22 protein-coding genes and 1 tRNA gene are annotated in these 25,675 nt (G+C 60.4%); 4 read left to right on the top strand and 19 right to left on the bottom strand.

Annotation, left to right across the window (positions count from 1 at the left end):
- The first annotated feature begins 176 nt into the window (after positions 1 to 176).
- Positions 177 to 335 (top strand): YqaE/Pmp3 family membrane protein, encoded by a 159-nt coding sequence (locus tag C4J83_RS27630; protein ID WP_010207008.1) that lies wholly within the window; start codon positions 177 to 179, stop codon positions 333 to 335.
- 5 nt (positions 336 to 340) lie between these two features.
- On the opposite strand, the gene pqqE is transcribed toward C4J83_RS27630, so the two are convergent.
- The 15 genes from pqqE to rpsU form a co-directional block, all read right to left on the bottom strand.
- Positions 341 to 1,492 carry a pyrroloquinoline quinone biosynthesis protein PqqE gene (gene pqqE / locus C4J83_RS27625; protein WP_106575539.1) on the bottom strand — a complete coding sequence of 384 codons (1,152 nt, stop codon included), beginning with the start codon at positions 1,490 to 1,492 and terminating at the stop codon, positions 341 to 343.
- On the bottom strand, positions 1,464 to 1,739 hold the full coding sequence (gene pqqD, locus C4J83_RS27620; RefSeq protein ID WP_124418593.1) for a pyrroloquinoline quinone biosynthesis peptide chaperone PqqD: 276 nt from the start codon (positions 1,737 to 1,739) through the stop codon (positions 1,464 to 1,466). Before pqqD ends, pqqE begins: the two co-directional genes overlap by 29 nt.
- The gene (gene pqqC / locus C4J83_RS27615) at positions 1,736 to 2,488 is read right to left on the bottom strand and encodes a pyrroloquinoline-quinone synthase PqqC (RefSeq protein WP_106575538.1); all 753 of its coding nucleotides are present in this window, start codon (positions 2,486 to 2,488) and stop codon (positions 1,736 to 1,738) included. The genes pqqD and pqqC overlap by 4 nt, the downstream gene beginning before the upstream one ends.
- 11 nt (positions 2,489 to 2,499) lie before the next feature.
- Positions 2,500 to 3,411, bottom strand: a complete 912-nt coding sequence (pqqB, locus tag C4J83_RS27610) for a pyrroloquinoline quinone biosynthesis protein PqqB (RefSeq protein ID WP_119737654.1) — start codon at positions 3,409 to 3,411, stop codon at positions 2,500 to 2,502.
- Between the two features lie 71 nt (positions 3,412 to 3,482).
- The gene (pqqA, locus tag C4J83_RS27605) at positions 3,483 to 3,557 is read right to left on the bottom strand and encodes a pyrroloquinoline quinone precursor peptide PqqA (protein ID WP_003194766.1); all 75 of its coding nucleotides are present in this window, start codon (positions 3,555 to 3,557) and stop codon (positions 3,483 to 3,485) included.
- Between the two features lie 155 nt (positions 3,558 to 3,712).
- Entirely contained in the window at positions 3,713 to 6,088 is a 2,376-nt protein-coding gene (gene pqqF, locus C4J83_RS27600; RefSeq protein ID WP_124418920.1) for a pyrroloquinoline quinone biosynthesis protein PqqF, read from the bottom strand.
- A gap of 59 nt (positions 6,089 to 6,147) precedes the next feature.
- A complete protein-coding gene (locus C4J83_RS27595) occupies positions 6,148 to 6,942 on the bottom strand; it encodes a carbon-nitrogen hydrolase family protein (RefSeq protein ID WP_119737658.1) in 795 nt (264 codons plus the stop codon).
- 10 nt (positions 6,943 to 6,952) lie between these two features.
- Positions 6,953 to 8,635, bottom strand: coding sequence for a flavin monoamine oxidase family protein (locus C4J83_RS27590; RefSeq protein WP_119737718.1), 1,683 nt, complete (start codon positions 8,633 to 8,635; stop codon positions 6,953 to 6,955).
- Between the two features lie 167 nt (positions 8,636 to 8,802).
- The gene (locus C4J83_RS27585; protein ID WP_106575534.1) at positions 8,803 to 9,249 is read right to left on the bottom strand and encodes an Lrp/AsnC family transcriptional regulator; all 447 of its coding nucleotides are present in this window, start codon (positions 9,247 to 9,249) and stop codon (positions 8,803 to 8,805) included.
- Between the two features lie 79 nt (positions 9,250 to 9,328).
- Complete coding sequence (locus tag C4J83_RS27580) at positions 9,329 to 9,850, bottom strand: cupin domain-containing protein (RefSeq protein ID WP_106576068.1); 522 nt, start codon at positions 9,848 to 9,850, stop codon at positions 9,329 to 9,331.
- A 163-nt stretch (positions 9,851 to 10,013) separates the two neighbouring features.
- Positions 10,014 to 10,090 (bottom strand) — tRNA-Ile (locus tag C4J83_RS27575).
- Positions 10,091 to 10,107: 17 nt separating this feature from the next.
- Entirely contained in the window at positions 10,108 to 13,851 is a 3,744-nt protein-coding gene (locus C4J83_RS27570) for an EAL domain-containing protein (RefSeq protein WP_124418592.1), read from the bottom strand.
- 135 nt (positions 13,852 to 13,986) lie between these two features.
- The gene (gene rpoD, locus C4J83_RS27565) at positions 13,987 to 15,837 is read right to left on the bottom strand and encodes an RNA polymerase sigma factor RpoD (RefSeq protein ID WP_106575532.1); all 1,851 of its coding nucleotides are present in this window, start codon (positions 15,835 to 15,837) and stop codon (positions 13,987 to 13,989) included.
- 67 nt (positions 15,838 to 15,904) lie between these two features.
- A complete protein-coding gene (dnaG, locus tag C4J83_RS27560) occupies positions 15,905 to 17,875 on the bottom strand; it encodes a DNA primase (RefSeq protein ID WP_119737662.1) in 1,971 nt (656 codons plus the stop codon).
- Between the two features lie 443 nt (positions 17,876 to 18,318).
- Positions 18,319 to 18,534, bottom strand: a complete 216-nt coding sequence (gene rpsU / locus C4J83_RS27555) for a 30S ribosomal protein S21 (protein ID WP_002551877.1) — start codon at positions 18,532 to 18,534, stop codon at positions 18,319 to 18,321.
- Between the two features lie 203 nt (positions 18,535 to 18,737).
- On the opposite strand from rpsU, the gene tsaD reads away from it, so the two are divergent.
- Positions 18,738 to 19,763 carry a tRNA (adenosine(37)-N6)-threonylcarbamoyltransferase complex transferase subunit TsaD gene (tsaD, locus tag C4J83_RS27550; protein WP_119737664.1) on the top strand — a complete coding sequence of 342 codons (1,026 nt, stop codon included), beginning with the start codon at positions 18,738 to 18,740 and terminating at the stop codon, positions 19,761 to 19,763.
- A gap of 32 nt (positions 19,764 to 19,795) precedes the next feature.
- On the opposite strand, the gene plsY is transcribed toward tsaD, so the two are convergent.
- A complete protein-coding gene (plsY, locus tag C4J83_RS27545) occupies positions 19,796 to 20,365 on the bottom strand; it encodes a glycerol-3-phosphate 1-O-acyltransferase PlsY (protein WP_094951989.1) in 570 nt (189 codons plus the stop codon).
- 72 nt (positions 20,366 to 20,437) lie between these two features.
- Here plsY and folB point away from each other — a divergent pair, with 72 nt between their 5' ends.
- Positions 20,438 to 20,791: a dihydroneopterin aldolase gene (gene folB / locus C4J83_RS27540; protein ID WP_106575528.1), complete on the top strand. Its 354-nt coding sequence runs from the start codon at positions 20,438 to 20,440 to the stop codon at positions 20,789 to 20,791.
- Positions 20,782 to 21,300 carry a 2-amino-4-hydroxy-6-hydroxymethyldihydropteridine diphosphokinase gene (folK, locus tag C4J83_RS27535; RefSeq protein WP_124418591.1) on the top strand — a complete coding sequence of 173 codons (519 nt, stop codon included), beginning with the start codon at positions 20,782 to 20,784 and terminating at the stop codon, positions 21,298 to 21,300. The genes folB and folK overlap by 10 nt, the downstream gene beginning before the upstream one ends.
- Before the next feature lie 189 nt (positions 21,301 to 21,489).
- Here folK and C4J83_RS27530 read toward each other — a convergent pair whose 3' ends face one another.
- From C4J83_RS27530 to C4J83_RS27520, 3 genes are all read right to left on the bottom strand, one after another.
- Positions 21,490 to 22,719 carry a multifunctional CCA addition/repair protein gene (locus tag C4J83_RS27530; protein ID WP_124418590.1) on the bottom strand — a complete coding sequence of 410 codons (1,230 nt, stop codon included), beginning with the start codon at positions 22,717 to 22,719 and terminating at the stop codon, positions 21,490 to 21,492.
- 63 nt (positions 22,720 to 22,782) lie between these two features.
- Positions 22,783 to 24,348, bottom strand: a complete 1,566-nt coding sequence (locus C4J83_RS27525; RefSeq protein WP_106575525.1) for a SpoVR family protein — start codon at positions 24,346 to 24,348, stop codon at positions 22,783 to 22,785.
- Positions 24,345 to 25,616, bottom strand: a complete 1,272-nt coding sequence (locus C4J83_RS27520) for a YeaH/YhbH family protein (protein WP_106575524.1) — start codon at positions 25,614 to 25,616, stop codon at positions 24,345 to 24,347. The genes C4J83_RS27525 and C4J83_RS27520 overlap by 4 nt, the downstream gene beginning before the upstream one ends.
- Between the last annotated feature and the right edge of the window lie 59 nt (positions 25,617 to 25,675).

The raw sequence follows: 25,675 nt of genomic DNA, 5'->3' as shown, positions 1-25,675 counted from the left end.
ATTCCAGAACCGTCTCGCGGCCTACGCGGCGCCCTCAGCCTGATTCTTTTGGCTGGGGGCGTTTTTTTGTCTGCGCACTTCAAGGTGGCCCAGTGCCAGATCCCACTGAACCCTCACGAATGCTCAAGGTCGATTAGCTACACGGCTCACACGAGCCGACTTTCTGGAGCTGACCCATGGACATCATTCGCATCATCATCGCCATTCTGCTGCCGCCACTGGGTGTGTTCCTGCAAGTGGGTTTCGCCGGCGCGTTCTGGCTGAACATCCTGCTGACCCTGTGCGGTTACTTCCCGGGCATCATCCACGCCGTGTACATCATCGCCAAACGCTAAAACTGTCAGCCTTTTGCAATGAGCCGCGAGTTGCGCTCGTTGCGAAAGGCCAATTGCTCGATGGTTTGGGTGGCGTGCTCGGCTTCTTCCCGCGCTTGCAGGATGATGCCGTGCTGCTCGGACTTGCTGCACACCGGGTCGGCGTTGCTCGCGTCGCCGGTGAGCATGAACGCCTGGCAGCGGCAGCCGCCGAAGTCCTTTTCCTTTTCATCGCATGAACGGCACGGCTCGGGCATCCAGTCGTAGCCGCGAAAGCGGTTGAAGCCAAACGAGTCGTACCAGATGTGCTGCATGCTGTGGTCGCGCACGTTGGGAAATTGCACCGGCATTTGTCGGGCACCATGGCAGGGCAGGGCAGTGCCGTCCGGCGTTACGGTAAGAAAGATACTGCCCCAGCCGTTCATGCAGGCTTTTGGGCGTTCTTCGTAGTAGTCCGGTGTAACGAAGATCAGCTTGCACGGGTGACCTTCGGCTTCGAGCTTGGCCCGGTACTCGTTGGTGATGCGTTCGGCGCGCACCAGCTGTTCTTTGGTCGGCAACAACCCCACACGATTGAGCTGCGCCCAACCGTAGAACTGGCAGGTAGCAAGCTCGACGAAGTCTGCTTCCAGTGCGATGCACAGCTCGATGATGCGGTCGATCTTGTCGATATTGTGCCGATGCGTGACGAAGTTCAGCACCATCGGATAGCCATGCGCCTTCACCGCTCGGGCCATTTCCAGCTTTTGCGCGAAGGCTTTTTTCGACCCGGCCAACAGGTTGTTCACTTGCTCATCGCTGGCTTGGAAGCTGATCTGGATATGGTCCAGGCCGGCTTTCTTGAAGTCGCTGATTTTCTGCTCGGTGAGGCCGATGCCGGAGGTGATCAGGTTGGTGTAGAAGCCCAGCTTGCGCGCTTCGGCAATCAGCTCGGCGAGGTCCTGGCGTACCAGCGGTTCACCGCCGGAGAACCCCAGTTGTGCCGCGCCCATCTCCCGGGCTTCGCGAAACACTTTGATCCATTGCTCAGTGCTCAGCTCCTTGCCCTGCTCGGCGAAATCCAGCGGATTTGAGCAGTACGGGCATTGCAACGGGCAACGGTAAGTCAGCTCGGCGAGCAGCCACAGCGGCAGGCCAACAGGTGGCTTTTCAGGCAAGTTCGATCCAGTGCTCAGCACGGGCGACCTCCATGAAATCCTCGATGTCTTGACCGAGTTCAGGTACGCCGGGGAATTGTTTATCCAGCTCAGCGATGATGGCAGCCACGTCGCGTTCGCCATCGATCAGACCACCGATCAATGCGGCGCTGTCGTTGAGCTTGATCATGCCTTCGGGGTAGAGCAATACGTGGCCTTTTTGCGCGGGCTCGTACTGGTAGCGATAGCCCTGGCGCCAGGTCGGTATTCTGCTGCGATCAAAGCTCATAGGGTGATCCCTTTATGCCATACACGCTGATCAGTCACGCTGTGATACGGCGGGCGGTTCAGTTCGTAGGCCATGCTCATGGCATCCAGCATGCTCCACAAAATGTCGAGTTTGAACTGGAGAATCTCCAGCATGCGCTCCTGACCTTCGCGAGTGGTGTAGTGCTGCAACGTGATCGCCAAACCGTGCTCCACATCGCGACGGGCCTGGCCCAGGCGAGTGCGGAAATACTCATAACCGGTTGGGTCGATCCACGGATAGTGCTGCGGCCAGCTGTCGAGGCGCGACTGGTGGATCTGCGGCGCGAACAGCTCGGTCAACGAGCTGCTGGCGGCTTCTTGCCAACTGGCACGGCGGGCAAAGTTGACGTAGGCATCCACGGCAAAACGCACGCCGGGCAGCACCAGTTCCTGGGACCGCAGCTGGTCCGGGTCCAGACCAACGGCCTGGCCCAGACGCAACCAGGCTTCAATGCCGCCGTCTTCACCGGGGGCACCGTCGTGGTCGAGCAGGCGCTGGATCCATTCGCGACGGATTTCACGGTCCGGGCAATTGGCCAGGATCGCGGCGTCTTTCAGCGGGATATTCACCTGATAGTAGAAGCGGTTGGCGACCCATCCCTGGATCTGCTCGCGGGTGGCGCGGCCTTCATACATCGCCACGTGGTACGGGTGATGGATATGGTAAAAGGCGCCCTTGGCACGCAAGGCATGCTCGAACTCGGCGGGCGTCAGCGGTGTGTCAGTCATGTGGTCTGCTCCTACAATTCAATGCTCATGCCGTCGTAAGCCACTTCGACGTTACGCCGTGCCAGCTCGGCGCGTTCGGGGGAGTCTTCATCTAGGATCGGGTTGGTGTTGTTGATGTGGATCAGCACCTTGCGCTGCTCGGGTAACTGCTCCAGCACTTCGAGCATGCCGCCGGGGCCGTTCTGAGCCAGGTGGCCCATTTCGCGACCGGTGCGGGTGCCGACGCCACGGCGCTGCATTTCATCGTCGTCCCACATCGTGCCATCCACCAGCAAGCAATCGCTGCCGGCCATGATCTCCAGCAACGGAGCGTCGACCTTGCCCAGCCCAGGGGCGTAAAACAGTTTGCCGCCGGTGCGCAGGTCTTCGACGATCAGGCCGATGTTGTCGCCTGGGTGCGGGTCGAAGCGGTGCGGCGAGTAGGGCGGCGCGGCGCTGCGCAATGGCAGCGGCGTGAAACGCAGGTTGGGGCAGGCCGGGATGGTGAAGCTGGCGTCCAGCTCGATGCGGTTCCAGGCCAGGCCGCCGTTCCAGTGCGTGAGCATGGTGAACAGCGGGAAACCGCTACTCAAATCTTCATGGACCATGTCGGTGCACCACACCTGGTGCGGGCAGCCTTCGCGCAGGCTCAACAGGCCGGTGGTGTGGTCGATCTGGCTGTCCATCAGGATGATCGCGCTGATACCGGTATCGCGCAGCGCGCGGCCGGGTTGCATCGGGGCGAAGCCTTGCAGTTGCGCGCGGATATCCGGCGAAGCGTTGCACAGTACCCAATTCACGCCATCGTCGGAGATCGCGATGGACGACTGAGTGCGCGCCTGGGCCCGCAGGCTGCCGTCACGAAAACCTGCGCAGTTCACGCAGTTGCAGTTCCACTGCGGGAAGCCACCGCCGGCGGCGGAACCTAGAATCTGGACAAACATGATTGCTCCATCACGCAAAGCTCAAAACAAAAACGCCCCGGGCGAACCGAGGCGTTGTATTACTCAGCCAATCAACGGCTGGCGAAGTACATGGTGACTTCGAAACCGATACGCAGATCAGTGTAAGCAGGCTTGGACCAGGTCATATTCATACTCCTACGAAGGGATGGGACGTTCACTACTCATACATATAGTCCACCTCCAATCGGAGATGTTCAGAGGTGTGCGTATGAATGTTACGCAATTCTTTTCAAGTTAGCGCTGTCTTGGTGGCAAAAGCCTTTTGCAGGGCCAGCAATGATCAGCCTGCCGTTTGCCAGGAACCGTCGATGGGCGGGCCGTTAGCCACGCAGCGCCAACCGCCTGCAGCGTCATTGAGCTGCCCTGCGGCACGTTGCAGATCCTCGCGCGTGCAGGTTTGGATCAACTGCTGAAGCGGCGCCAGATAACCCGACGAATGGCCAGCCAACTGCGCCTGCCAGAGCAGCTCGGCGGCTTGGGCGATCGGTAATGCCTGGGCCGTGAATTGCTCTGCCAGGGTTTGGTTGCCCAGTTCGGCGCTGTTGTCGATCAACGCCGGAAGCTGCGCCAGGAAGGTCTTCACGTGCTCGAAGATCCCGGCCAAGGAAACGCTTGGGGATTGCACGCCAAACAGCAGGCCGGTTTGCCCGTTGATCTGTCGGATGCCGCTGAACACGGCGTAGCCGACTTGCAGTTCGACCCGCAGTTTTTGGTAAAACGGCCCCTCAAGCAGATGCCCGAGCAGTCGCCATGCCGCTTCATCGGCCAGGGATTGGCTTGGCGTTGGGCAAAACAGCAGCAACGCGGCTTCGCGGGCGTCGGTGTTCACTTCGTGCCAGAGTCGCTGGCCGTCGAGGGTTTTCGGCGTGTGTTCGAAGCTTGCCGGCTGGCCTGGCAATCGCGTGGCTGCGGTTTTGATCGCCGCTTCACTGGCGGCGGGCAAACCTGTTCCCAGGCCCTGCCAGCGTGCGGTGGTCCATGATGCTGGCGTCTCGCCGGCCCCGGAAGCGATGCCGGCACAGCAGGCAGGCAACGCCTTGAGCAATTCCCGAATGGCAATCATCGGTGTTTGTGCGGGTGACGACAGCGGCCCACCGAACTGGCTCAGGTTAAGCGCCAGCGCCTCGACCACAGCCGCGATTGGTTGGTGAAGGCCGACTATTTTCACCCGCCAGTCATTGGCGAGGGTTTCGAAGGCCAATTCGACGCCCGCCTGAAGGGCCTGCTCACGCAACGGCTGCAACGCATTTTCCAGGCCTGCGGGTACCAACGAATCAAAGCGCCATTGCAGGTACAGCGCGCCTTCATCGGTGCTATCCGCCAAGGCCTGGCTGAAAGTCAGCGCCGCCACTTCCCGTCGTCCCCGCGAGCGATCCTGGGCGAACGTGCGCAAGCCACGGTGGGCGCTGGTCTGGCCGCGAATCAGGCCGGCGCGCTCTTGCTTGACCGCTGGGCGCAGAAAGGGGTTATTGGGCGGCAACTGCCAAGCGTGCTCGGAGGGCGGCAGGTGCAGTGACTCGAGCAGGTTCTTCAGGGCCGCCACGCCCTGTTCCGATAGAGCCTCGCTGTCGTTCCGAGCCAGGGCCAGGGCGCCCTGGATTTGCTGCTGGCGAGCGTTCAGCAAGGCGAACTCTTCTCGCAACGGCTTCCAGTCGCTCTGTGCGAAAAAGCTCAGCCAGTCGTGCAATAGCGTTTCGATCTGAGTAGCCGACCCGTCTTGAGCGATGAGGGAAAAGTCGATATCCAGCAGCGCTTGCCCGGCGAAGTGATACAGCACGGACGCGCGCAGTGCGTGGGCCAGGTTTCGCGTCCGCAGCTCGGCCAGTAACCCGCCGGGCGCTGAGGCGTTCAGCCAGGTGCAGAGAAAATCCAACGCTTCGCGGGGCACGTCACAGGCAATGACGTGGTGCCGATGATTATCGGCGGTGTATTGGTAACTCACGGCTTGATCGGGCAACAGCGCAGGCGGCTCGGCCTGTGGGTGCAAAGGCCCGCAGGCCAATGCCTCGCTGAATCGCTGCGCCAAGGCTTGCAGCTCGTCCAGCGGCTGCGGGCCGGCCAGGCTCAACGTCATCTGCCCGCTCTGATAGAAGTGCGTGTGAAATGCGCGCAGTGCTTGCTGAAAAGCCTCACGCTCCACCGGCAGGCTGTCCCGGTTGCCGGCGTGAAAACCGCGGAGTGGGTGATTGGCGGCCAAGCCCTCCAGCAGCGCAACCTGTTGCTGCGCCTGGGCATCCTGGGACCATGCAACAAACTCTGCGTGCAACACTTCGCGCTCACGCAACTGGTCTTCAATTGCCAGGCGCGGGTGGGCCAACATATCCGCAAGGCGCTCCAGCCCGTCGGCAAAGGTCGCCAGCGGCAATTCAAAGAAAAAGTCCGTCGTACGCTCCTGGGTACTCGCGTTGACCTGCCCGCCATGGCGCTGCACGTAGGCCATCAGCCCTTCATGTGCAGGAAAAAGCTGCGTGCCGAGAAACAACAAATGCTCAAGAAAGTGCGCCAGACCCGGCCAGGCCAAGGGCACGTCATGGCTGCCGGCAGCCACGCGCAGCACCGCAGCGCAACGCTTCAGACGTGGCGCATGGCGCAGGGAAACCCGCAGGCCATTGGCCAGGGTCAGGTGAAGGTGATGAGGGTGGGCCGGCGCAGGCATGGGCACTTCCGAAACGTAGGAGGTGGCCATGTTATCAAACCGCTGACGAACCGGCTGGGTCAGGGCTTGTGCAGTGCGCCGTACAGCTCCGGGCGGCGGTCTTGCAGGTAGTGGTTGGCGGCGCGGGCGTCGAGGATGGACTGGCGGTCCAGCGCACCGACGATCAACGTCTCATCCAGCCCGGCCTGGGCGATGCGCTGGCCGTTCGGCGCGGCGATGCTGCTTTGCCCGCAATACTGAATCTCGCCTTCCTGCCCGCAGTAGTTGGCGTAGGCCACATAACACTGGTTTTCAAAGGCCCGCGCCCGCACGGTGACGTCGGCGATAAAGTCGAACGGCACCATATTGGCAGTCGGCACCAGGATCAGCTCGGCACCGGCCAGCGCCAGGCGACGGGTATTTTCCGGAAATTCCAGGTCGTAGCAGATCAAGAAGCCAAGCTTCCAGCCGTTCAATTCCACCACCGGGAAATCATCTTCCCCGGCACTGAACATCGAGTGGTCCAGGTCGCCAAATAAGTGGGTCTTGCGGTAGTTGCACAGGCGCTGGCCGTGGGCGTCGATCAACTGCACGGCGTTGTAGATCTGCCCGTCCTCGGCCCGCTCCGGGTAGCCGTACAGAATCGCCAGCCCGGCGCTTTTGGCCAGTGTGGCAATCGCTTGCGCGGATGGCCCATCCTGAGGTTCGGCAAGGGCGCCGACCGCTTCGGCGCCAATGTTGTAGCCGCTGAGAAACATCTCCGGCAGCACCAGCACATCGGCATCCGAGGCCTCATGCGCCAGTTGGTGCAGGCGCTTGAGGTTACCGGCCACATCCAGTGGCAGCGGCGGGCATTGGTACAGGGCAACGCGCATGCTCAACTCCTTAATCGGCCAGGGCGATCGGGCCGATTTCGTCAAAGACATCACCTGGGCCCGGGTTCTCCGGATGCGTGCTGCCGCCGAAGTGGGTCATGATGCCCCACACCGCGTTCAGCGAGGTTTGCACCGCGCCTTCGACCCAGGCAGGCGTCCAGGACACGTCGTCACCGGCGATGAAAATGCCACGTTGTTCGGCGGGCATGTCCTTCTGCATGAAGTGCGCATACATCCGCTGGTTGTAACGATAGTGGCCGGGCAACGCGCCCTTGAAAGCCCCGAGGAAATGCGGGTCGGCTTCCCAAGACACGGTGATCGGGTCGCCGATGATGCGCGCCTTGATGTCGACTTTCGGGTAAATCTTTTTCAACGCATCCAGGGCCAGCTTCACGCGCTTATCGATGGGCTGCGGGAGCATTTTCAGCGCGTCGCTCATCCACGAATACGACAGGCAAATCACGCCGGGCTTGTCGTCTCCGTTGTCGAACAGGTAGGTGCCACGGGTCAGGCGATCGGTGAGCGTCATGCTCATCAGGTCGCGACCGGTTTCCGGGTCTTTGTCTTTCCAGAACGGGCGGTCGACCATCACGAAGGTTTTCGACGATTGCATGTAGCGTGTGCGGTCCAGGGCCATCCACATTTTCTGCGAGAACAGGGTTTCGTCGCATTCGATCTGGGTGGTCAACAGCCAGCTTTGGCAGGTGGTCAGCACGGCGGCGTATTCACGGGTGTCGCCGTAGTTGTCGGTCACGGCGAAGCGGCCATCGGCGGCGTGGGCTATGCGGCTCACACCGGCCCGCGGCGCGCCGCGATGCAACGAGCTGAGGCTGGTGCCGGCCGGCCAGTGCGCACAACGCTCGGGCACATGGCGCCAGATGCCCATGGGCACTTGCGCCACGCCGCCGACCACCAGGTGCTGATGGTCGTCGCAGTTGGTCATCACTACGCGGAAGATTTCGAGCATCGAGTTGGGGAAATCCGAGTCCCAGCCACCCGTGCCGAAACCTACCTGGCCAAACACTTCGCGGTGCGCGAACGAGAGTTTGGCAAAGGCCTTGGATGTGGCGACGAAGTCATAGAAGGTGCGGTCGTCCCACAGCGGCACGAGCTTGTTCCACAGCGCTTTGAGGCGCGGCACGTCGCGGTCGCGGATGGCTTGCTGGATGTCACCGAACTGCGAACCGGCTTCCAATGCATCGGCCCAGGCGTCGGCAACTTCCTGGAACAGCACCGGCAAGTCCGAGAGTTTTTGTGCGTAATGAGTCTGGCCTTCCAGATCGATCACCGTGCTACCGGAGGCCGGCGTCAGCGGGTTGGGGAAAGGTTTGGTCTCCAGGCCCAGCTTGTCCACATAGTGGTAGAACGCAGTCGACGACACCGGAAAACGCATGCCGCCCAACTCGGCGATGATGCCCTCCGCCCCTTCAAACGCCTGGGAACGCAAGCGGCCGCCCATCTTCGAGGCTTCGTACACCACCGGCTTGAGGCCCAGCTTCATCAGCTCGTAAGCGGCCACAAGACCCGCGATCCCCGCACCGACAATCGCCACCTCAGCGCCATGGTTGGCGGCCGGAATACTGCCCAGGCCGGCCGGATGCTCAATCCAGTCATCAAAGGCAAACGGAAAGTCCGGGCCGAAGATGGTGATGGGTTTTTTACCGTCGGCGGGGTGGCGATGGGTCTTGCTGATGGTGCTGGACGGAATGCTCATGGCTGACCTTACTGGCGACTCGGCGGGATGTGGCCCGTTGAGTATAGGAAAAGATGGCAGCCAGTTTAGGGAGCGTAGCGTTCGTTAATAAGACGCAAAGTGTCGTCGTATTGGATTGTTTTCAGTCAGAGTGACGAAGAAGGTGGTCAGACTGGCTGACCACGGTCCAATTTGTTACTGAGAATGATCGACGTGGTGGTTTTTTCCACGCCATCGACACTGCCGATCTGGTCCAGCAATTGATCCAGTTGCTCCGGTGAATCGGTGCGTAGCCAGGCCACGTAATCAAATTCGCCACTCACCGCACACAGCTGCTGCACCTGCGCCATTGCACTCAACCGACGCAACACTTCCTTGCCCGAGCGCGCTTGCACGGTGATCCCGACATACGCCTGCAAGCCACCATCGACCACACGCTGCCCGAGGCGCACGCCATAACCGGTAATCACCTGGGTTTTCTCCAGGCGTGCCAGGCGCGACGTCACCGTGGTGCGCGCGATGCCCAACTGTCGGGCGAGCATGGCCACGCTTTCACGGGCGTTGATCTGCAAGGCGGCGATCAGTTGGCGATCGATTTCATCGAGGACGGGCAAGGGCAGGGCTCCAGTGCGGGCGGCAATGGGTCGCCATGTTACAGGCTTGTGCCCGTCTGGAGCGCTGTGATCTGCGAGATCAAGGCGCCTTGCAGACTTTTGCGGCGGCGGGATCATTCGGGATAAACGAGTCCGGCGCGCCAGGCTTGAGCACTGCGTAGCCACGGCGCCATGGCTGGTCGTCGATCAGGTTCCAACGATGGCCGGTGCCAGTGTTGTCTTCGGCAACCAGCACTTCACCAGGGTGCAGAGTGAACGTCTCGCCGCCTCGGGTGGCGAAGGCCAGGGTGCCGGACAGCGTCATGACGTACTGCGGCTCGGGATCGTTATGCCAATCGTAAGAAGCGTGCGCCGGGGTTGTCTTGAAATGAATGGCAGTGACGTCGTTGCGCATGCTCTGGTCGATGGTGCCCTCCAGCACGTGCGAGGCGTTATCTGCGCCGGTGCAGAGTTTGTACGCCTTGATGGTGGCCGGAGCGGGCGATGCTGCCTGTGCGTTGCCCAGGGTTGCGAGGGTGATGGCAAGAGCGCCTGCGGTGCGCAGGCTGAGGGTAAAAATAGACTGGACTAAGGCGCGGGGTGAACGGTTGGCGTGTGGCATGGAGCCGGGTTCCTCGTGCTTGTTGAGTGGCCGGCCATGGTCTGTGCCGCAGCAGTTGAGGACAATTAACAAATCTTTCATTGCAGACAATTGCGTGAGAGCCAGCGTCGCCTTTTCCAGACGCCAGACACGCGAAAGCCGCGCATTGCGCGGCTTTTTTGTTTGGTGGGCCCACACGGACTTGAACCGTGGACCAAAGGATTATGAGTCCTCTGCTCTGACCAACTGAGCTATAGGCCCTTGTAACAGGTCGCGGATTATAACGATGGTTTCCCTGCTGTGCCATCCGAAAAGTCTGAAACGCTCAGATGAAGAAAAGCCTCGGCAAAAAGCTCGGGCGGCAGGGGCAGGCTGACGATGTAGCCTTGCATCTGTTCACAGCCCTCGGCGGCAAGGAAGGCTTGTTGCGCGGGGTTTTCCACGCCTTCGGCGATGATGGTGAATTGCATGCTGTGGCCCAGGGCGATGATGGCGCGCACGATGGCGGCGTCGTGTGGATCGTCGGGCAAGCCGCGCACGAAGGACTGGTCGATCTTGAGGAAATCCAGCGGCAGGCGCTTGAGGTAGCTGAGGGATGAATAGCCAGTGCCGAAATCGTCAATCGCCAGCTGCACGCCCAGGCGTTTGAGTTGGTGCAGCACTTCCAGGGCTTCCTCGGCCTGGCTCATGATGAAGTTTTCGGTGATCTCCAATTGCAGGCAGCCGGGCTCCAGGCGGTAGTCGCGCAGCAGCTGTTCGATGCGCGCGAGCAGGTTGGGGTGGCGCAGTTGTGCGCCGGCAAGGTTAACCGACAGTGGGCCGAAGCCCTCATAAACCGTTTGCCAGGCGTGCAGCTGTTGGCAGGCCTGTTCCAGTACCCAATCGCCGATCTGTAGGATCATGCCGTTTTCTTCGGCGAGGGCGATGAAATGCTCAGGCGGCACGTCGCCAAAGGTTGGATGGCGCCAGCGGATCAGGGCTTCGGCACCGATCAATTCCTGGGTGATCAGGCTCAGCTTGGGTTGGTAATACAAAAATAACTCTTCACGCTCGATGGCGCGGCGCAGTTCGTGTTCCAGGGCCACGCGCTCGTTGGCTTGGGCGGTGAGGTCACGGGTATAGCTTTCGACGCGGTTGCGGCCCTTGGCCTTGGAGCGGTACATCGCCGCGTCGGCGTTTTTCACCAGGGTGGCGACGTCAGTGCCGTCCTTCGGGTACAGGCTGGTGCCGATACTCGCGCTGATAAAGAATTCGTGCTCGCCGGCCTGGAACGGCGGCGTGAAGCAGGCCAGCAGCTTATTGGCCAGGTGCTCGGCGTCGCTGGCGTGTTGCAGGCCGGGCAGCAGGATGATGAACTCATCGCCGCCCAGGCGTGCCACGGTGTCGACATCGCGCAGTTGCTCCTTGAGGCGCACGGCGATGTCCTTGAGCAGCAGGTCGCCGACGGGGTGGCCGAGGCTGTCATTGATGTGTTTGAAACGGTCCAGGTCGAGAAACAGCACGGCGCCTTGGTTGCCGCTTTCCTGCTGGCCATTCAGTGCGGCCTGCAACCGGCTTTCGAACAGGGTGCGATTGGGCAATCCGGTCAGTGGGTCATGGTGTGCCTGGTAGTCGAGGCGCGCCTGGGCGTGCTTGAGGCTGGAGATGTCGGCAAACACGGCGACAAAGTGGGTGATCAATTGCTCACGGTTGCGCACGGCACTGATGGTCAGCCAACTAGGGTACAGCTCGCCGTTCTTGCGGCGGTTGGAAATCTCGCCCTGCCAGTGCCCTTGGGCGGTCAACTGGTGCCACATGGCCGCGTAGAAGGCGCTGTCGTGCAGGCCGGAGGCGAGCAGGCGCGGCGTGCTGCCGAGGGCTTCGGCTTCGCTGTACCCGGTGATTTCGCTGAACGCGCGGTTGACGGCACTGATGTTCTGTCGGGTGTCGGTGATCAACACACCCTCGGCAGTGCTCTCGAATACCGTGGCGGCCTGTTGCAGTTTTTCCTGCATGAACTGGCGTTCGGTGATGTCTCGCGCAATGGTCAGCATGCAATCTTCATCGCCGATGGGCAGCGGCCGACTGGACACTTCGCAGAGGCGAATCTGCCCGTCGTTGCGGCGTATATGGCAGACGAAATCGCGCACAAACCCATCGCGACGCATCAGTTCCAGCATGTGCTTGCGCTCGTTCAGGTCGACCCAGATGCCCAGGTCCAGGGTTGACTGGTCGAGCGAGGTCACACTGGTGAAACCGGTAAGTCGGCTGAAGCCCTCATTCACTTCAATCAGCAGCCCATCACGTTGACGGCTCAGCAGCAGGCCATCGGGTGAGGCGTGGAAGGCCTTGGCGAATTTCTCTTCCGAGGTTTGCAGTTGTTGCTGGGTTTCCTTGAGTTGGGTGATGTCGCGCACCACCACCACCAAGGCCTCGGTGGTGTCGAGTTGGAACGGTTCCGCCGAGATCAGCCCGGTAAACGCCTGGCCATTGCTGCGTCGGAACGACATCTCGAGGTTGCGGATGCTGGTGGTCTGCACGCGTTGCAACAGGTCGGGCCCGACGCCCGGAATGCCCCAGATATTCAATTCTGTGGCGGTCTTGCCCACCACGTCCTCGGCGCTCAGGCCGATCTGGTCTTCGAACGCCTTGTTGACCTCCAGCAGGCAGCCATCGGACATCCGCGCAATCACCAGGATGTCCGGACATTGCTGGAACACCGAGGCAAATTTCTGCTCGGAAAGCTGCAGGGCTTCTTCGGTGCGCTTGGCTTCGCTGATATCGATCATCAAGCCGCGCAGCACCGGCTCGTGGCCGTGCTCGATAAGGCTGACAATGTCGCGTACCCACAGGCAGCGCCCGTCGGCGGTGATGACTCGGTAATCGAGGCTGTGGTCGCGGTTGGCACGGGTTTCTCGGTAGCAGTAGGCCTCGGCGCGGGTCAGGTCGGCGGGGTGGATAATGTTGCGCCAGAACCCTGGAATCAGCCAATGCGCGCGGGGGTAGCCGAGCAGGTCCTCGGCATGCGGCGACACGTAGCTGTAGGTGAAGTCTGTGATGCTGGCTTCCCAGGCAATGGCGGACAGGCTCTCCACCAGGCCGCGGTAGTGGTATTCGCTGCTGCGCAGTTCTTGCTCAAGGGCAACGCGCCGGGATATTTCCGAACTGAGCCGACGATTGATCCGAATCACGATGGCCAGCACGGTACTCAACAGCAGCACCGCTGGCAGGCCGTACATCAGCAGGTCGGCCCAGAATGTGCGGTGATCGGTGAAGCTGCCTACCCAGTGTTGCTGGATGGCGTCGGTTTCGTCCGAGCTGAGGTCGGCGAGCACCTTGTCGAGGATACCCACCAGCATTTTCTCATCGCGCGGAACGCCCATTGCCAGTTGATAGCGGTAGGGCGTTTCACCGCTGACGTATAACCCATCGAGTTTGAGTTGGCGCAGGCTCCAGACGCTGGAGGCGAGGTCACCGACGACCGCATCCACTTCATCAGTGGCCAGGGCTTGCAGCGTTGAGCTGACGTTGGGCATGGCCACCAGATTGAGGTCGGGATGGTGGGTGCGCAGCAGTTCGTGAGGTGCGTAGTTTTCCACCACGGCGATCTTCAGCCCGTAAAGGTCCTTGAGGTTGCGCGGTTTGGCGCCGCCTTCGTGGGCGAGGATGACAATGGGAAAGTCCAGATAAGGCCGTGTGAAGGCCAGGAAACCCTGGCGCTCCGGGGTGGACATGATGCCGGGCAGCAGGTCGAGCTGGTTGTTTTTGGCCTGTTCGAGCACGGCAGTCCAGTTGGCGGGCTCGACCAGTTTGATCCTGACGCCCAAGCGGTCCTGGATCAGGCGTACATAGTCGGCGGCAAGGCCCTGATAACGACCATTTTCGTCACGGTATTCGAAGGGTGGCCAAGAGGTGTCCACTCCCAGTCGCAGCTCCTGATGGTCCGCCAGCCAGCCACGCTCTTCATCGGTGAGAGTCAACGCGCCAGCCGTTGCGGTCCAGGTGAGCAGCGACAGCAGTATCACGGTCGGCAGTCTGGGCATAACGGTCTCGTTATGGCACGGGGAATGTTTCGAGTGTAGACGGGCATTGCGGGGGAGGGGTGTTGCGCGGCAGTTAATCTGTAGAAAGTGATCTGCACAAAGCAAAACCCCCGGCCTGGGCCGGGGGTTCTGGTATCACTCGTCGAGGAAGGAGCGCAGATGCTCGCTTCGCGTCGGGTGGCGCAGCTTGCGCAGTGCCTTGGCTTCGATCTGACGGATCCGCTCACGGGTCACGTCAAACTGCTTACCGACTTCCTCAAGGGTGTGGTCGGTATTCATGTCGATGCCGAAACGCATGCGCAGTACCTTGGCTTCACGGGCAGTGAGGCCGGACAGTACGTCGCGAGTCGCTTCTTTCAGGCTCTCAACAGTGGCGACATCGATTGGCGACTGCATGGTCGAGTCTTCGATGAAGTCACCCAGATGGGAGTCTTCGTCATCACCAATCGGCGTTTCCATGGAGATCGGCTCTTTAGCGATCTTCAATACCTTGCGGATTTTATCCTCAGGCATTTCCATGCGTTCGCCCAGCTCTTCCGGGGTCGGTTCGCGACCCATTTCCTGCAACATCTGCCGGGAAATACGGTTGAGCTTGTTGATTGTCTCGATCATGTGCACCGGAATACGGATGGTGCGGGCCTGGTCGGCAATCGAGCGAGTGATCGCCTGACGGATCCACCAGGTGGCATAAGTCGAGAACTTGTAGCCGCGACGGTATTCGAACTTGTCCACAGCCTTCATCAAGCCGATGTTGCCTTCCTGGATCAGATCGAGGAATTGCAGGCCACGGTTGGTGTACTTCTTGGCGATGGAGATCACCAGACGCAAGTTCGCTTCAACCATCTCTTTCTTCGCGCGGCGGGCTTTGGCCTCACCGATCGACATGCGACGGTTGATGTCCTTGATTTCGGCAATCGTCAGACCGGTTTCAGTCTCAAGCGCAGTCAGCTTCTGCTGGCAACGGATGATATCGGGCTGCAGACGACCAATGGCTTCGGCGTATTTCGCCTTGCCTTTGGCCAGTGCGTCGGTCCAGCTTTCGTCAACTTCGTTGCCCGGGAACTGGCGCAGGAAGTCAGCACGCGGCATGCGCGCATCACGTACGCACAGCTGCATGATTGCGCGCTCTTGGGCACGCAGACGCTCAAGGGCACTGCGAACACGCTCAACCAGGCCTTCGAATTGCTTCGGCACCAGCTTGATCGGCATGAACAGCTCAGCCAGGGCGATCAGCTCGGCAATGGCCTGCTTGTTGCCACGACCGTGCTTTTTCAGGGCCTTGCGGGTGATTTCCATTTGATCGGAAACCGCACCGAAACGCTGGGCAGCGATGATCGGGTCCGGACCGCTTTCAACTTCATCTTCGTCGTCGCTGCTGGCTTCAGCATCGTCGTCTTCGGAATCGTCGTCGGCTTTCGCGGCTTTCGCATCGACAGGCGGCGGTACTTCGGCAGCAGGCGGCGCAATGCCATCGTCCGGGTCAATATAACCGCTCAGAACGTCGGACAGGCGGCCACCTTCGGTGGTAACGCGGGTGTACTCGGAGAGAATGTGGTCAACCGTGCCAGGGAAGTGCGCAATTGCGCCCATCACTTCACGGATGCCCTCTTCGATACGCTTGGCGATTTCAATTTCGCCTTCGCGTGTCAGCAACTCGACCGTACCCATTTCACGCATGTACATGCGCACAGGGTCCGTCGTGCGACCGATATCGGTCTCCACTGCTGCCAACGCTGCTGCTGCCTCTTCGGCCGCGGCCTCGTCAGTATCGGCGTCGGCCAGCATAAGGGAATCCTTATCTGGCGCAGTTTCGAATACGTTGATCCCCATGTCGTTAATCATGCGGATGATGTCTTCCACCTGCTCTGGATCTGAAATATCCTCAGGCAGGTGGTCGTTGACCTCGGCGTAAGTCAGGTAACCCTGCTCACGACCCAGTGTGATCAACTCTTTGATACGAGACTGCTGTTGCGCTTTTCCGGACATAACACCCTATCCACTGAAGGTCTTGGCGGGCAAAAAACAAGCCGAGGATTATACCCGAGCTATGACCTCACACGCCAGCTGAGGTCGGGTTTGATGCGGAAACATTCTGTTTTAAGAGGTCGCGCATCTGTTTTGCTATCTGAATCTGCTCTTCAGCCGATAATCCCGGCTGCCTTGCTCTCTTGATGAGTTCATCGAGGGTCTGCGTGTGCTGACCCGCGGATAACCTAGTAATGGTGTCTAAAAACTGTTGTTCAAGGTTATCGCCGTCAATTAGCCACTCCTTTTCTGCGAGTGCTTTCAAGAGGCGGCCTTGTTCGGTGCCATGCCAGCGAGCCATCAACTGAATTGAGTTTAGCTTAGGATTTTTCTGTACCGCCTCGATCAAGGCGATCAGTACCTGAGCGTACGTGTTGCTCTCGTTGGCAAAATGATCGGCGCTCTCAACTTTCTTCGCCAATTGCGGGTAGTGGATCAGCGTGCGCAACGCAATAAGCGTCGGGGCTTCCACCGCCACCGGTGTGCGTGGCGCGTAGGCCTCATCGCGATCACCGCGCTTGCCGTTCTTGCTCCAGGGTTTCTTGTCCCATTTCTTGCCGCCGGCGCCGGGTTTCTTCGGTGTCCACTCCTGCTGGGGCGCGTAGGCCTCCTGCGGTTGGTGAAAGTCCGAGTAATCCGGCATGGCGTCGTAATCCATGCCTGGGTCGTAAGCCGGCGGTGCGTCTTGCGGTGCGTTGTGCACCAGCTGGCTGACGGCCTCGCCACTCAAGCCGGTGATTTCCAGCAGGCGCATGCGCATCAGTGATTTCAGGTTGGCGCCCGGCACTTTGTCGATCAGCGGCGCCGCGAGCGTGGCCATGTGGGCCTTGCCTTCAAGGGAGCGCGGGTCGGCTTCTTCGGTCAACTGCTGGAAGAAATAGTCCGCCAGCGGCTGCGCATGTTGATTGATGCGCGCGCGGAACGCGTCGGTGCCTTCGGAGCGCACCAGGGTGTCCGGGTCTTCACCTTCCGGCAGAAACAGAAAACGCGCACGGCGGCCATCCTGCAGGCTCGACAGCGTGGCCTCGAGCGCACGCCAGGCGGCGTTGCGGCCGGCCTGGTCGCCGTCGAAGCAGAACAGCACGCTGGGCACCACGCGAAACAGGCGCTTCATGTGTTCTTCGCTGGTGGCGGTGCCCAGGGTGGCCACGGCATTGCGCAGTCCTTGCTGGGCGAGGGCGATCACGTCCATGTAGCCCTCAACCACGATGATTTCATCGAGGTTGCGGTTGTTTTTACGCGCTTCGAACAGGCCGTAGAGTTCCTGACCCTTGTGAAACACTGGGGTTTCCGGGGAGTTCAGGTACTTGGGCTTATCGTCGCCGAGCACGCGGCCGCCGAACGCGATGATCCGGCCACGGCTGTCGCGGATCGGAAACATCACGCGGTCGCGGAAGCGGTCATAGCGCTTGCCGGTCTCGGCGTTTTCCACCAGCAGGCCAGCGTCGATCATGGCTTTCTGCTGCAGGGTGTCGCTGCTCAGGTGCTTGTAGAGGTTGTCCCAGCCTGGCGGCGCGAAACCGAGGCCGAAGTCCCGGGCAATTTCACCGGTGAGGCCGCGCCCCTTGAGGTATTCGACAGCGGCCTTGCGCTGCGGATGGCTTTTGAGCGCCTGACGGTAGAAGTCGGCAGCGGCCGTCAGCAGCGGGTACAGCGGCGAGTCGGTGGGTTGCCGCGGTTTGTGCGGGCGGCCACTTTCTTCGCGGGGGATTTCCATGCCGGCGGCTTTGGCCAGGTCCTCGATAGCCTGGGGGAAGTCCAGGTTGTCGTGGTCCATGAGAAAGCCGAGGGCATTGCCGCCCGCGCCGCAGCCGAAGCAGTAGTAGAACTGCTTGTCGGGGCTGACGCTGAACGAGGGGGTCTTTTCTTTGTGGAACGGGCAGCAGGCGGTGTAATTCTTGCCGGCTTTTTTCAATTGCACGCGCGAGCTGACAACATCGACGATGTCGGTGCGGTTCAGAAGGTCGTCAATAAAGCTCTGGGGAATTAGCCCGGCCATGGCGTTCTCGTCATCACTGCGTGTCAATGAGGCCCGCGAAGTGCTCAGGCGCACACATTGTGCGGCTCGATCAACTGTCGTCTGGTTGGGCTGTCAGGGAGTGTATCTGCCGAACATTCACTGACGTTAATTTCTATCAGTGTTCGGCCTGGAAATGTTGCCCGGGCGTCCGGTGTTGGCCAATGGCGGGCCTCGGAAACGCATCGTTGGGCACAGCCGACACAGTTGATCGTCTGTTTGAAGAATGAGTGTGCTCGTCAGTAGCCTTGTTAGGCTCGTCAGAAGAGACGCGCACCGCTGGCAAAAGAGCCAGTCCTGACGTGTGAAGCAGTGTCTCGGTCGCGTGTGCGGCGTCGACGGTGAAGCATCAAACGATATCCGCAAATGCCAATAGCCCGGCTGAGGGCCGGGCTTGGCAGAAGCTTGCTACGTAAGTCTGTGTATTAGTACAGACGAACGGCGCGGCGCTGCTCGCGCTGAACTTTCTTAGCGTGACGCTTAACAGCGGCTGCTGCTTTGCGCTTACGCTCAGAAGTTGGCTTCTCATAAAATTCGCGGCTACGAACTTCAGCCAGAACACCGGCTTTTTCGCAGGAGCGCTTGAAACGACGCAGAGCTACGTCGAAGGGTTCGTTCTCTTTTACTTTGACGGCTGGCATCCAGAGCTACCTTCTTTCATTACCGGGAATCAACGTTCTCGTCGCAAAAAATTCGCGGCTGAGGTCGTCGGTTTTTAAGGGTTGCGGATGTTAACCCCTCATTGCCCGGAATGCAAAGCCTCTGATCGAAAACCGCTAGTCGGGAGGGGGAGTGGCGACTATTATGCGCGCCTTCGAATTCAGCCTCTACAAGGCGCAAACCCATGCTAGTACTGGGACTTGAAACCTCCTGCGACGAAACCGGTGTCGCACTTTACGACAGTGAACGCGGGCTTTTGGCCGATGCACTGTTCAGCCAGATCGACCTGCACCGCGCCTATGGCGGCGTGGTGCCGGAGCTCGCCAGCCGCGATCACGTCAAGCGCATGCTGCCGTTGATTCGCCAGGTGCTGGACGAGGCCGGCTGCGTGCCGACCGAGATCGACGCGATTGCCTACACCGCCGGCCCCGGATTGGTCGGAGCCCTGCTGGTTGGGGCTTCTTGCGCCCAGGCGCTGGCGTTCGCCTGGGGCATTCCGGCCCTTGGCGTGCACCACATGGAAGGCCATTTACTGGCGCCCATGCTGGAAAAAACACCGCCACAGTTCCCGTTCGTCGCTTTGTTGGTTTCGGGTGGGCATACGCAGCTGGTTCAGGTCGATGCGATTGGCCAATACACGCTGCTGGGTGAGTCTCTGGACGATGCCGCCGGTGAAGCGTTCGACAAGACGGCGAAGATGATGGGCCTCAATTATCCCGGTGGTCCGGAAATCGCGCGTCTTGCCGAAAAAGGCGTGCCGGGCCGTTACACCTTCCCGCGTCCGATGTGCGATCGCCCGGGCCTGATGTTCAGCTTCAGCGGCTTGAAAACCTCCGCACTGAACACCTGGCAGCAAAGCGTCAGCGCCGGGGACGACAGTGAGCAAGCCCGTTGCGACATCGCACTGGCGTTCCAGCAGGCCGTGGTGGAGACTTTGACCATCAAGTGCAAGCGCGCCCTGAAACAGGCGGGCATGAAGCGCCTGGTGATCGCAGGCGGCGTCAGCGCCAACAAAGCGCTGCGCACCTCGTTGGAAAAAATGCTCGGCGACATGCACGGCGACGTGTTTTATGCGCGCCCTGAGTTCTGCACCGACAACGGCGCAATGATCGCCTACGCCGGTTGCCAGCGTCTGCAAGCCGGGCAGCACGAAAGCCTGGCGATCAGCGTGCAGGCACGCTGGCCGATGGAGCAACTTTCACCGCTGTAAGGGCTCACGTGAGCCGGGCTCATCGAACGTATTTAAAAATGCCGTTCGCGCCCGGCAAACAGGTCGCGTAAATTGCCGCGGTGGCGCCAGACGATCAGCAGCGTCAGCACGCTCATCGGCAACAGCGCTGCAGGCGCCTGCCAGGCCAGCAATGGCAGGGTGAGCGGCGTGGCGATCAGTGCGGCCAGCGAGCTGGTGCGGGTCAGGTAGAACGTCAACAGCCAGGCCAGCACCGCCAGCAGCGCCGCTGGAGGGTAAATCCCCAGCAGCATGCCGGCCGCCGTGGCGACACCCTTGCCGCCGCGAAAGCGGAAGTACAGCGGAAACAGATGGCCGAGGACAGCGCACACGCCCACCCAGGCCTGCTGTTGCAGGGTGAGGCCGGCGAGGCTGGCGATGAGTACGGGCAACAGGCCCTTGCAGATATCGCCCAGCAGCGTCAGCACGGCGAGTTTTTTGCCGGCCAGGCGCAACATGTTGGTGGCACCGGCATTGCCTGAGCCACTCATTCGCGGATCGGGATTTCCCGTCAAGCGGCTGAGCAAAATGGCGAAGGACAGCGAGCCGAGCAGGTAGGCGAGAATCGCCAGTGACCAAAACATGCTAACTATTCCGGGCGAGGACGCCCTGATTCTAACGGGGCAACGCGCCCTTGTCGTGCTGCGGAGAAGAGCTTGGACAGAGTGTTTATCGAAGGCCTGGAAGTCGACACCGTGATCGGGGCCTACGACTGGGAGCGCGGCATCAAGCAATGCCTGCGCCTGGACCTGAGTTTCGCCTGGGACAATCGCCCTGCCGCCGCGGGTGACGACCTGACCCTGGCGCTCGATTACGCCAGTGTGTCCGCGCGTATTCAGGCCTTTGCCGAGCAGTCCCAATACCAGCTGGTAGAAACCTTCGCCGAACGCCTGGCTGAAGTGTTGATGAGCGAATTCCAGATTCCCTGGTTGCGCCTCAAGCTGACCAAGCCGGGTGCCGTGCCGGCAGCCAAAGGCGTGGGCGTGGAGATCGAGCGCGGATGTCGCTAACTCAGGTTTACCTTGGTCTTGGCAGCAATATCGAGCGCGAGCGCCATCTGCGCGCCGGCCTGGATGCATTGGCGAGCTTCTTGACGGATGTGCGCTGCTCACCTGTGTTCGAAAGCCAGCCGGTGGGGATCAAAAGCGGACCGTTTTTCAACCTGGTGGTGTCGGCCTATACCGACTTGCCGTTGATGGAGCTGGATCGCCGGTTGAAATTCATCGAGGCTGACAATGGCCGCTATGCGCCGGACCGCAAAGGGCTACCGTTGGACATCGACGTGCTGTTGTATGGCGAATTAGTCGGGAATTTCGACGGCTTGATCCTGCCGCGCGCGGAAATCCTCAAAAACGCTTTTGTGTTATGGCCGCTGTCGTTGATGGCGCCGGAGCGCGTGCATCCTGAGGTGGGCAAGACATTGGCCGAGCTGTGGCGCGATGCGCAGATCGACCAGGTGCTGGCACCTGTCGCGTTTGAATGGCAAAGCCAGGCACTCACCCCGAAAAATCTCCTGTAACGCCCGTCTGCCCGGATTCAAACGTGGACGCTGGCTCGCAAATCCCAGTGGCGAGCGGGCTTGCCCCGCGTCGGGCTGCGTAGCAGCCCCACAACAGGCGCTGAGTTTTACCAGCAAATTTCAACGCCTTTACTGGGGCTGGTGTGCAGCCCGACGCGGGGCAAGCCCGCTCGCCACAAGGCTTGCTTGCTACACGTTGTAGTGTTCCTTGTAGGCTTTCAGCGCCTTGAGCCGCTCGCGCTTGAGCGCCTCGCCCAGCGCAGGTCCCTTGAAGCCTTTCTCCAGCAGGGGCGCCACCGCGACTTCGCGCGCAACCTTGGCCGCGCCGCGCAAATAATCCGCCTGTGGATAACTTCGTTGCTCAAGGCCCTTGCGGCCGCGTGCATCCATTTCACAGCTCACCACGAACTCCTCAAACCGCTGAGGCCGGCGATACACGTCAAAACTCTGCAGCAGCTCCAGCAATGTCGAGGCCTTGAGTTCCAGAGCGCGGTGGCCATGAGTGTGATATTGGCCCACCAGCAGCGCCAGCTCCTGGCAATCCTTAGGCACCTTGAAGCGTTCGTTGACCGCCTTGATCAGCTTCAAGCCTGTCTGTTCATGAGCAATATGCTGCGGCAACTTATCCACAGCCGTCAGGCCCTTGCCCACGTCATGCAGCAGGCAGGCCCAGCGCACGGTGAGGGGGTGTTTGTGCAGGGCGGCCTGTTCCAGCACGCTCAAGGTGTGCAGGCCGGTGTCGATCTCGGGGTGATGGGCTTCCGGCTGCGGCACGCCGAACAACGCGTCCACTTCCGGCATCAGGGTTTTCAGCGCATGGCAATCGCGCAGCACCTGGATGAACACCTGAGGTTGATCTTCCATCAAGGCCCGGGAGATTTCCTTCCAGCTGCGCTCGGGCGTCAGGGCTTCCAACTCGCCGGACTCGCTGAGTTGGCGCATCAGGCCGAGTGTCTCGGGCGCTACCGTGAAACCCAGATGGGCATAACGCGCTGCGAAGCGCGCAACACGCAGTACACGCAAGGGATCTTCGGCGAACGCCGGGGATACGTGACGCAGAATGCGCGCCTGCAGGTCGCGCTGGCCGTGGTACGGATCGGTCAGGTTGCCGTCACCGTCCTCCGCCATGGCGTTAATGGTCAGGTCGCGACGAATCAGGTCTTCTTCCAGCGTGACCTCGGGGCTGGCATGAAACACAAAGCCGCCATAACCCCGGCCACTCTTGCGCTCGGTGCGGGCCAGGGCGTACTCGTCGCCGTTTTTCGGGTCCAGGAATACCGGGAAGTCAGCACCCACCGGCTTGTAGCCCTTGGCGAGCATTTCTTCAGTGGTTGCGCCGACGACCACGCGGTCGATGTCGGTGACCTCGATGCCGAGCAGACGATCACGCACCGCGCCGCCGACTGTGTAGATTTTCATGAAAAAGCCTCCATTAGCGGCACAGGATACCGCCTGTGCCTGACCAATGGAGGCTTTGCTGTTTCAGAGATGAACGACGGCCAGGTCCAGGCGGCCGTAGTCGTTGTCGCTGTGATCGCTGCGCGGTGGCACATGGTGAGTCTTCATCACCTGGTCGCCCTGCAGGGTTTCCAGGTGAATATCGAAGCCCCACAACCGATGCAGGTGCTTGAGTACCTCCTCAGTGGATTCGCCCAAGGGTTTGCGGTCGTGCTGCTGATGACGCAGGGTCAGCGAGCGGTCGCCGCGCACATCGATGCTGTAGATCTGCACATTGGGCTCGCGGTTGCCCAGGTTGTATTGCGCCGCCAATGTCTCGCGGATGGTGCGGTAGCCGGGCTCGTCGTGAATGGCCGGCACCAGCAGGTCGTCCTTGAGGTCGTCGTCCATGATGCTGAACAGTTTGAGGTCGCGAATCACCTGGGGTGACAGGTACTGCAGGATGAAGCTCTCGTCCTTGAAGCTGCTCATGGCGAACTTGATGGTCGACAACCAATCGCTGCCGGCGATTTCCGGGAACCAGCGGCGATCCTCTTCGGTGGGGTGTTCGCACATGCGCCGGATGTCGCGGTACATGGCAAAGCCCAGTGCATAGGGGTTGATGCCGCTGTAGTACGGGCTGTCGAAGCCGGGTTGGAACACCACGCTGGTATGGGAGGTGAGGAACTCCATCATGAAGCCGTCAGTGACGAGGCCTTCGTCGTACAGGTCATTCATCAAGGTGTAGTGCCAGAACGTCGCCCAGCCTTCGTTCATCACCTGGGTCTGGCGCTGTGGATAAAAATATTGGGCGATTTTGCGCACAATACGCACGATTTCGCGCTGCCACGGCTCCAGCAGCGGCGCGTGTTTTTCCAGGAAATACAGGATATTTTCCTGAGGTTCGGCGGGGAAGCGTGCATTGTCTTTATCGCTGTTTTTCCCGGTTTTCTTCGGAATGGTGCGCCACAGGTCGTTGATCTGCTTCTGCAGGTGCTCCTCGCGCTCCTTCTGGCGCAGGCGCTCTTCCTCGGCAGAAATCGGGTACGGGCGTTTGTAGCGGTCAACGCCGTAGTTCATCAGCGCATGGCAGGAGTCGAGCAGGTCCTCAACCGCGTCGATGCCGTGGCGTTCCTCGCATTGCATGATGTACTGCTTGGCGAACACCAGGTAATCGATGATCGAACTGGCATCGGTCCAGGTGCGGAACAGGTAATTGCCCTTGAAAAAGCTGTTGTGCCCGTAGCACGCATGGGCAACCACCAACGCCTGCATGCAGATGGTGTTTTCTTCCATCAGGTAGGCGATGCACGGGTCGGAGTTGATGACGATCTCGTAGGCCAGGCCCATCTGGCCGCGTGTGTAGGACTTCTCCGTACTCAGGAAGTGTTTGCCGTAGGACCAATGGTGATAACCCAAGGGCATGCCGACTGAGGCGTAGGCATCCATCATCTGTTCGGCGGTAATCACTTCGATCTGGTTGGGGTAGGTGTCCAGGGCATAACCCGCCGCGATACGGCTGATTTCCCGGTCATAGGCCTGGATCAGTTCAAAGGTCCACTCGGAGCCGGTGGAAATGGGTTGGCGCTTATGCTCTTTTTTGGCGGTCATGTCACTAACCTGCGCTGGAAGAGTTCACGGAAGACCGGGTAGATATCGCCGGCCGAGACCAGTTGCTGTTGGGCGAAAGTGTCGGCAAAGGCTTCACCGATACGCTCATATTCAAACCACAGGGCCTGGTGCTCACGGGGAGTAATTTCGACGTACGTGTAGTACTGCACAAACGGCATGATCTGGTTGATCAAAATATCGCGGCAGATCGGCGAGTCGTCGTTCCAGTTGTCGCCGTCGGACGCCTGGGCCGCGTAGATATTCCATTCATTGGCCGGATAGCGCTCGGCCATGATCTCCTGCATCAACTTCAACGCACTGGACACGATGGTGCCGCCGGTTTCCCGCGAGTAGAAAAACTCCTCTTCATCCACTTCCCGGGCGCTGGTGTGATGGCGGATGAACACCACGTCGATCTTGTCGTAGTTCCGCTTGAGAAACAGGTACAGCAGGATGAAAAAGCGCTTGGCGATGTCCTTGGTCGCCTGGGTCATCGAACCGGACACGTCCATCAGGCAAAACATCACGGCTTTGGAGCTGGGGTTGGGTTGTTTGACCAGCAGGTTGTATTTCAAGTCGAAGGTGTCGAGGAACGGCACGCGGTGAATGCGCGCGCTGAGTTTCTCTATTTCTGCCTCGATGGCCTGGATATCGCCGAAGTTGTCTGGTTCTTCGCGTTTTAAGCGCGCCAACTCTTCCTTCGCTTGTTTCAATTTGGCGCGGCTGCTGCCTGACAGCGCGATACGCCGGGCATGGGCCGAGCGCAAGGTGCGGATGATGTTGATCCTGGACGGGTTGCCTTCGTTGCTGATGCCGGCGCGAACGGTCTTGAAGGTGTCGGTGCCGGTCAGGTTGCGTTTGACCAGGTTGGGCAGCTCCAGGTCTTCGAACATGAACTCCAGGAATTCCTCCTGGGTGATCTGGAACACAAACTCGTCCATGCCTTCGCCGGAATTGCCCGCCTTGCCCGGGCCTTTACCGCCGCCACCGCCTTGGGGGCGCTGGATATGTTCGCCGGTGGTGAACTCCTTGTTGCCCGGGTGCACGACGGTCTGTTTGCCGCCGCGACCGTGGTGCAGCACCGGTTCGTCAATGTCGCGTCCGGGAATACTGATTTGCTCGCCATGCTCCATGTCGGTGATGGAGCGGCGGCTGACAGCCTCTTCAACGGCCTTTTTGATGTGGTCACGGTAACGCCGCAGGAAACGCTGGCGGTTTACCGTGCTCTTGTTCTTGCCATTGAGGCGTCGGTCGATCACATAGCTCATGGGGAGCCCTCCGGGCAGCTTCACGTTACAAGCTTCAAGCCGCGAGCTGGAAGCTTAGA

The organism is Pseudomonas sp. LBUM920 (assembly GCF_003852315.1).
Classification (GTDB): Bacteria; Pseudomonadota; Gammaproteobacteria; order Pseudomonadales; family Pseudomonadaceae; genus Aquipseudomonas.
This window is presented reverse-complemented; position numbering and strand designations above follow the sequence as displayed.

Excerpts from the sequence above, each read along its gene's own strand:
- C4J83_RS27630 (WP_010207008.1), top strand. The coding sequence starts at position 177 with ATGGACATCATTCGCATCATCATCGCCATTCTGCTGCCGCCACTGGGT.
- pqqD (WP_124418593.1), bottom strand. The coding sequence starts at position 1,739 with ATGAGCTTTGATCGCAGCAGAATACCGACCTGGCGCCAGGGCTATCGC.
- pqqC (WP_106575538.1), bottom strand. The coding sequence starts at position 2,488 with ATGACTGACACACCGCTGACGCCCGCCGAGTTCGAGCATGCCTTGCGT.
- pqqB (WP_119737654.1), bottom strand. The coding sequence starts at position 3,411 with ATGTTTGTCCAGATTCTAGGTTCCGCCGCCGGCGGTGGCTTCCCGCAG.
- pqqF (WP_124418920.1), bottom strand. The coding sequence starts at position 6,088 with ATGCCTGCGCCGGCCCACCCTCATCACCTTCACCTGACCCTGGCCAAT.
- C4J83_RS27595 (WP_119737658.1), bottom strand. The coding sequence starts at position 6,942 with ATGCGCGTTGCCCTGTACCAATGCCCGCCGCTGCCACTGGATGTGGCC.
- C4J83_RS27580 (WP_106576068.1), bottom strand. The coding sequence starts at position 9,850 with ATGCCACACGCCAACCGTTCACCCCGCGCCTTAGTCCAGTCTATTTTT.
- C4J83_RS27570 (WP_124418592.1), bottom strand. The coding sequence starts at position 13,851 with ATGCCCAGACTGCCGACCGTGATACTGCTGTCGCTGCTCACCTGGACC.
- rpoD (WP_106575532.1), bottom strand. The coding sequence starts at position 15,837 with ATGTCCGGAAAAGCGCAACAGCAGTCTCGTATCAAAGAGTTGATCACA.
- dnaG (WP_119737662.1), bottom strand. The coding sequence starts at position 17,875 with ATGGCCGGGCTAATTCCCCAGAGCTTTATTGACGACCTTCTGAACCGC.
- rpsU (WP_002551877.1), bottom strand. The coding sequence starts at position 18,534 with ATGCCAGCCGTCAAAGTAAAAGAGAACGAACCCTTCGACGTAGCTCTG.
- tsaD (WP_119737664.1), top strand. The coding sequence starts at position 18,738 with ATGCTAGTACTGGGACTTGAAACCTCCTGCGACGAAACCGGTGTCGCA.
- plsY (WP_094951989.1), bottom strand. The coding sequence starts at position 20,365 with ATGTTTTGGTCACTGGCGATTCTCGCCTACCTGCTCGGCTCGCTGTCC.
- folK (WP_124418591.1), top strand. The coding sequence starts at position 20,782 with ATGTCGCTAACTCAGGTTTACCTTGGTCTTGGCAGCAATATCGAGCGC.
- C4J83_RS27530 (WP_124418590.1), bottom strand. The coding sequence starts at position 22,719 with ATGAAAATCTACACAGTCGGCGGCGCGGTGCGTGATCGTCTGCTCGGC.
- C4J83_RS27525 (WP_106575525.1), bottom strand. The coding sequence starts at position 24,348 with ATGACCGCCAAAAAAGAGCATAAGCGCCAACCCATTTCCACCGGCTCC.
- C4J83_RS27520 (WP_106575524.1), bottom strand. The coding sequence starts at position 25,616 with ATGAGCTATGTGATCGACCGACGCCTCAATGGCAAGAACAAGAGCACG.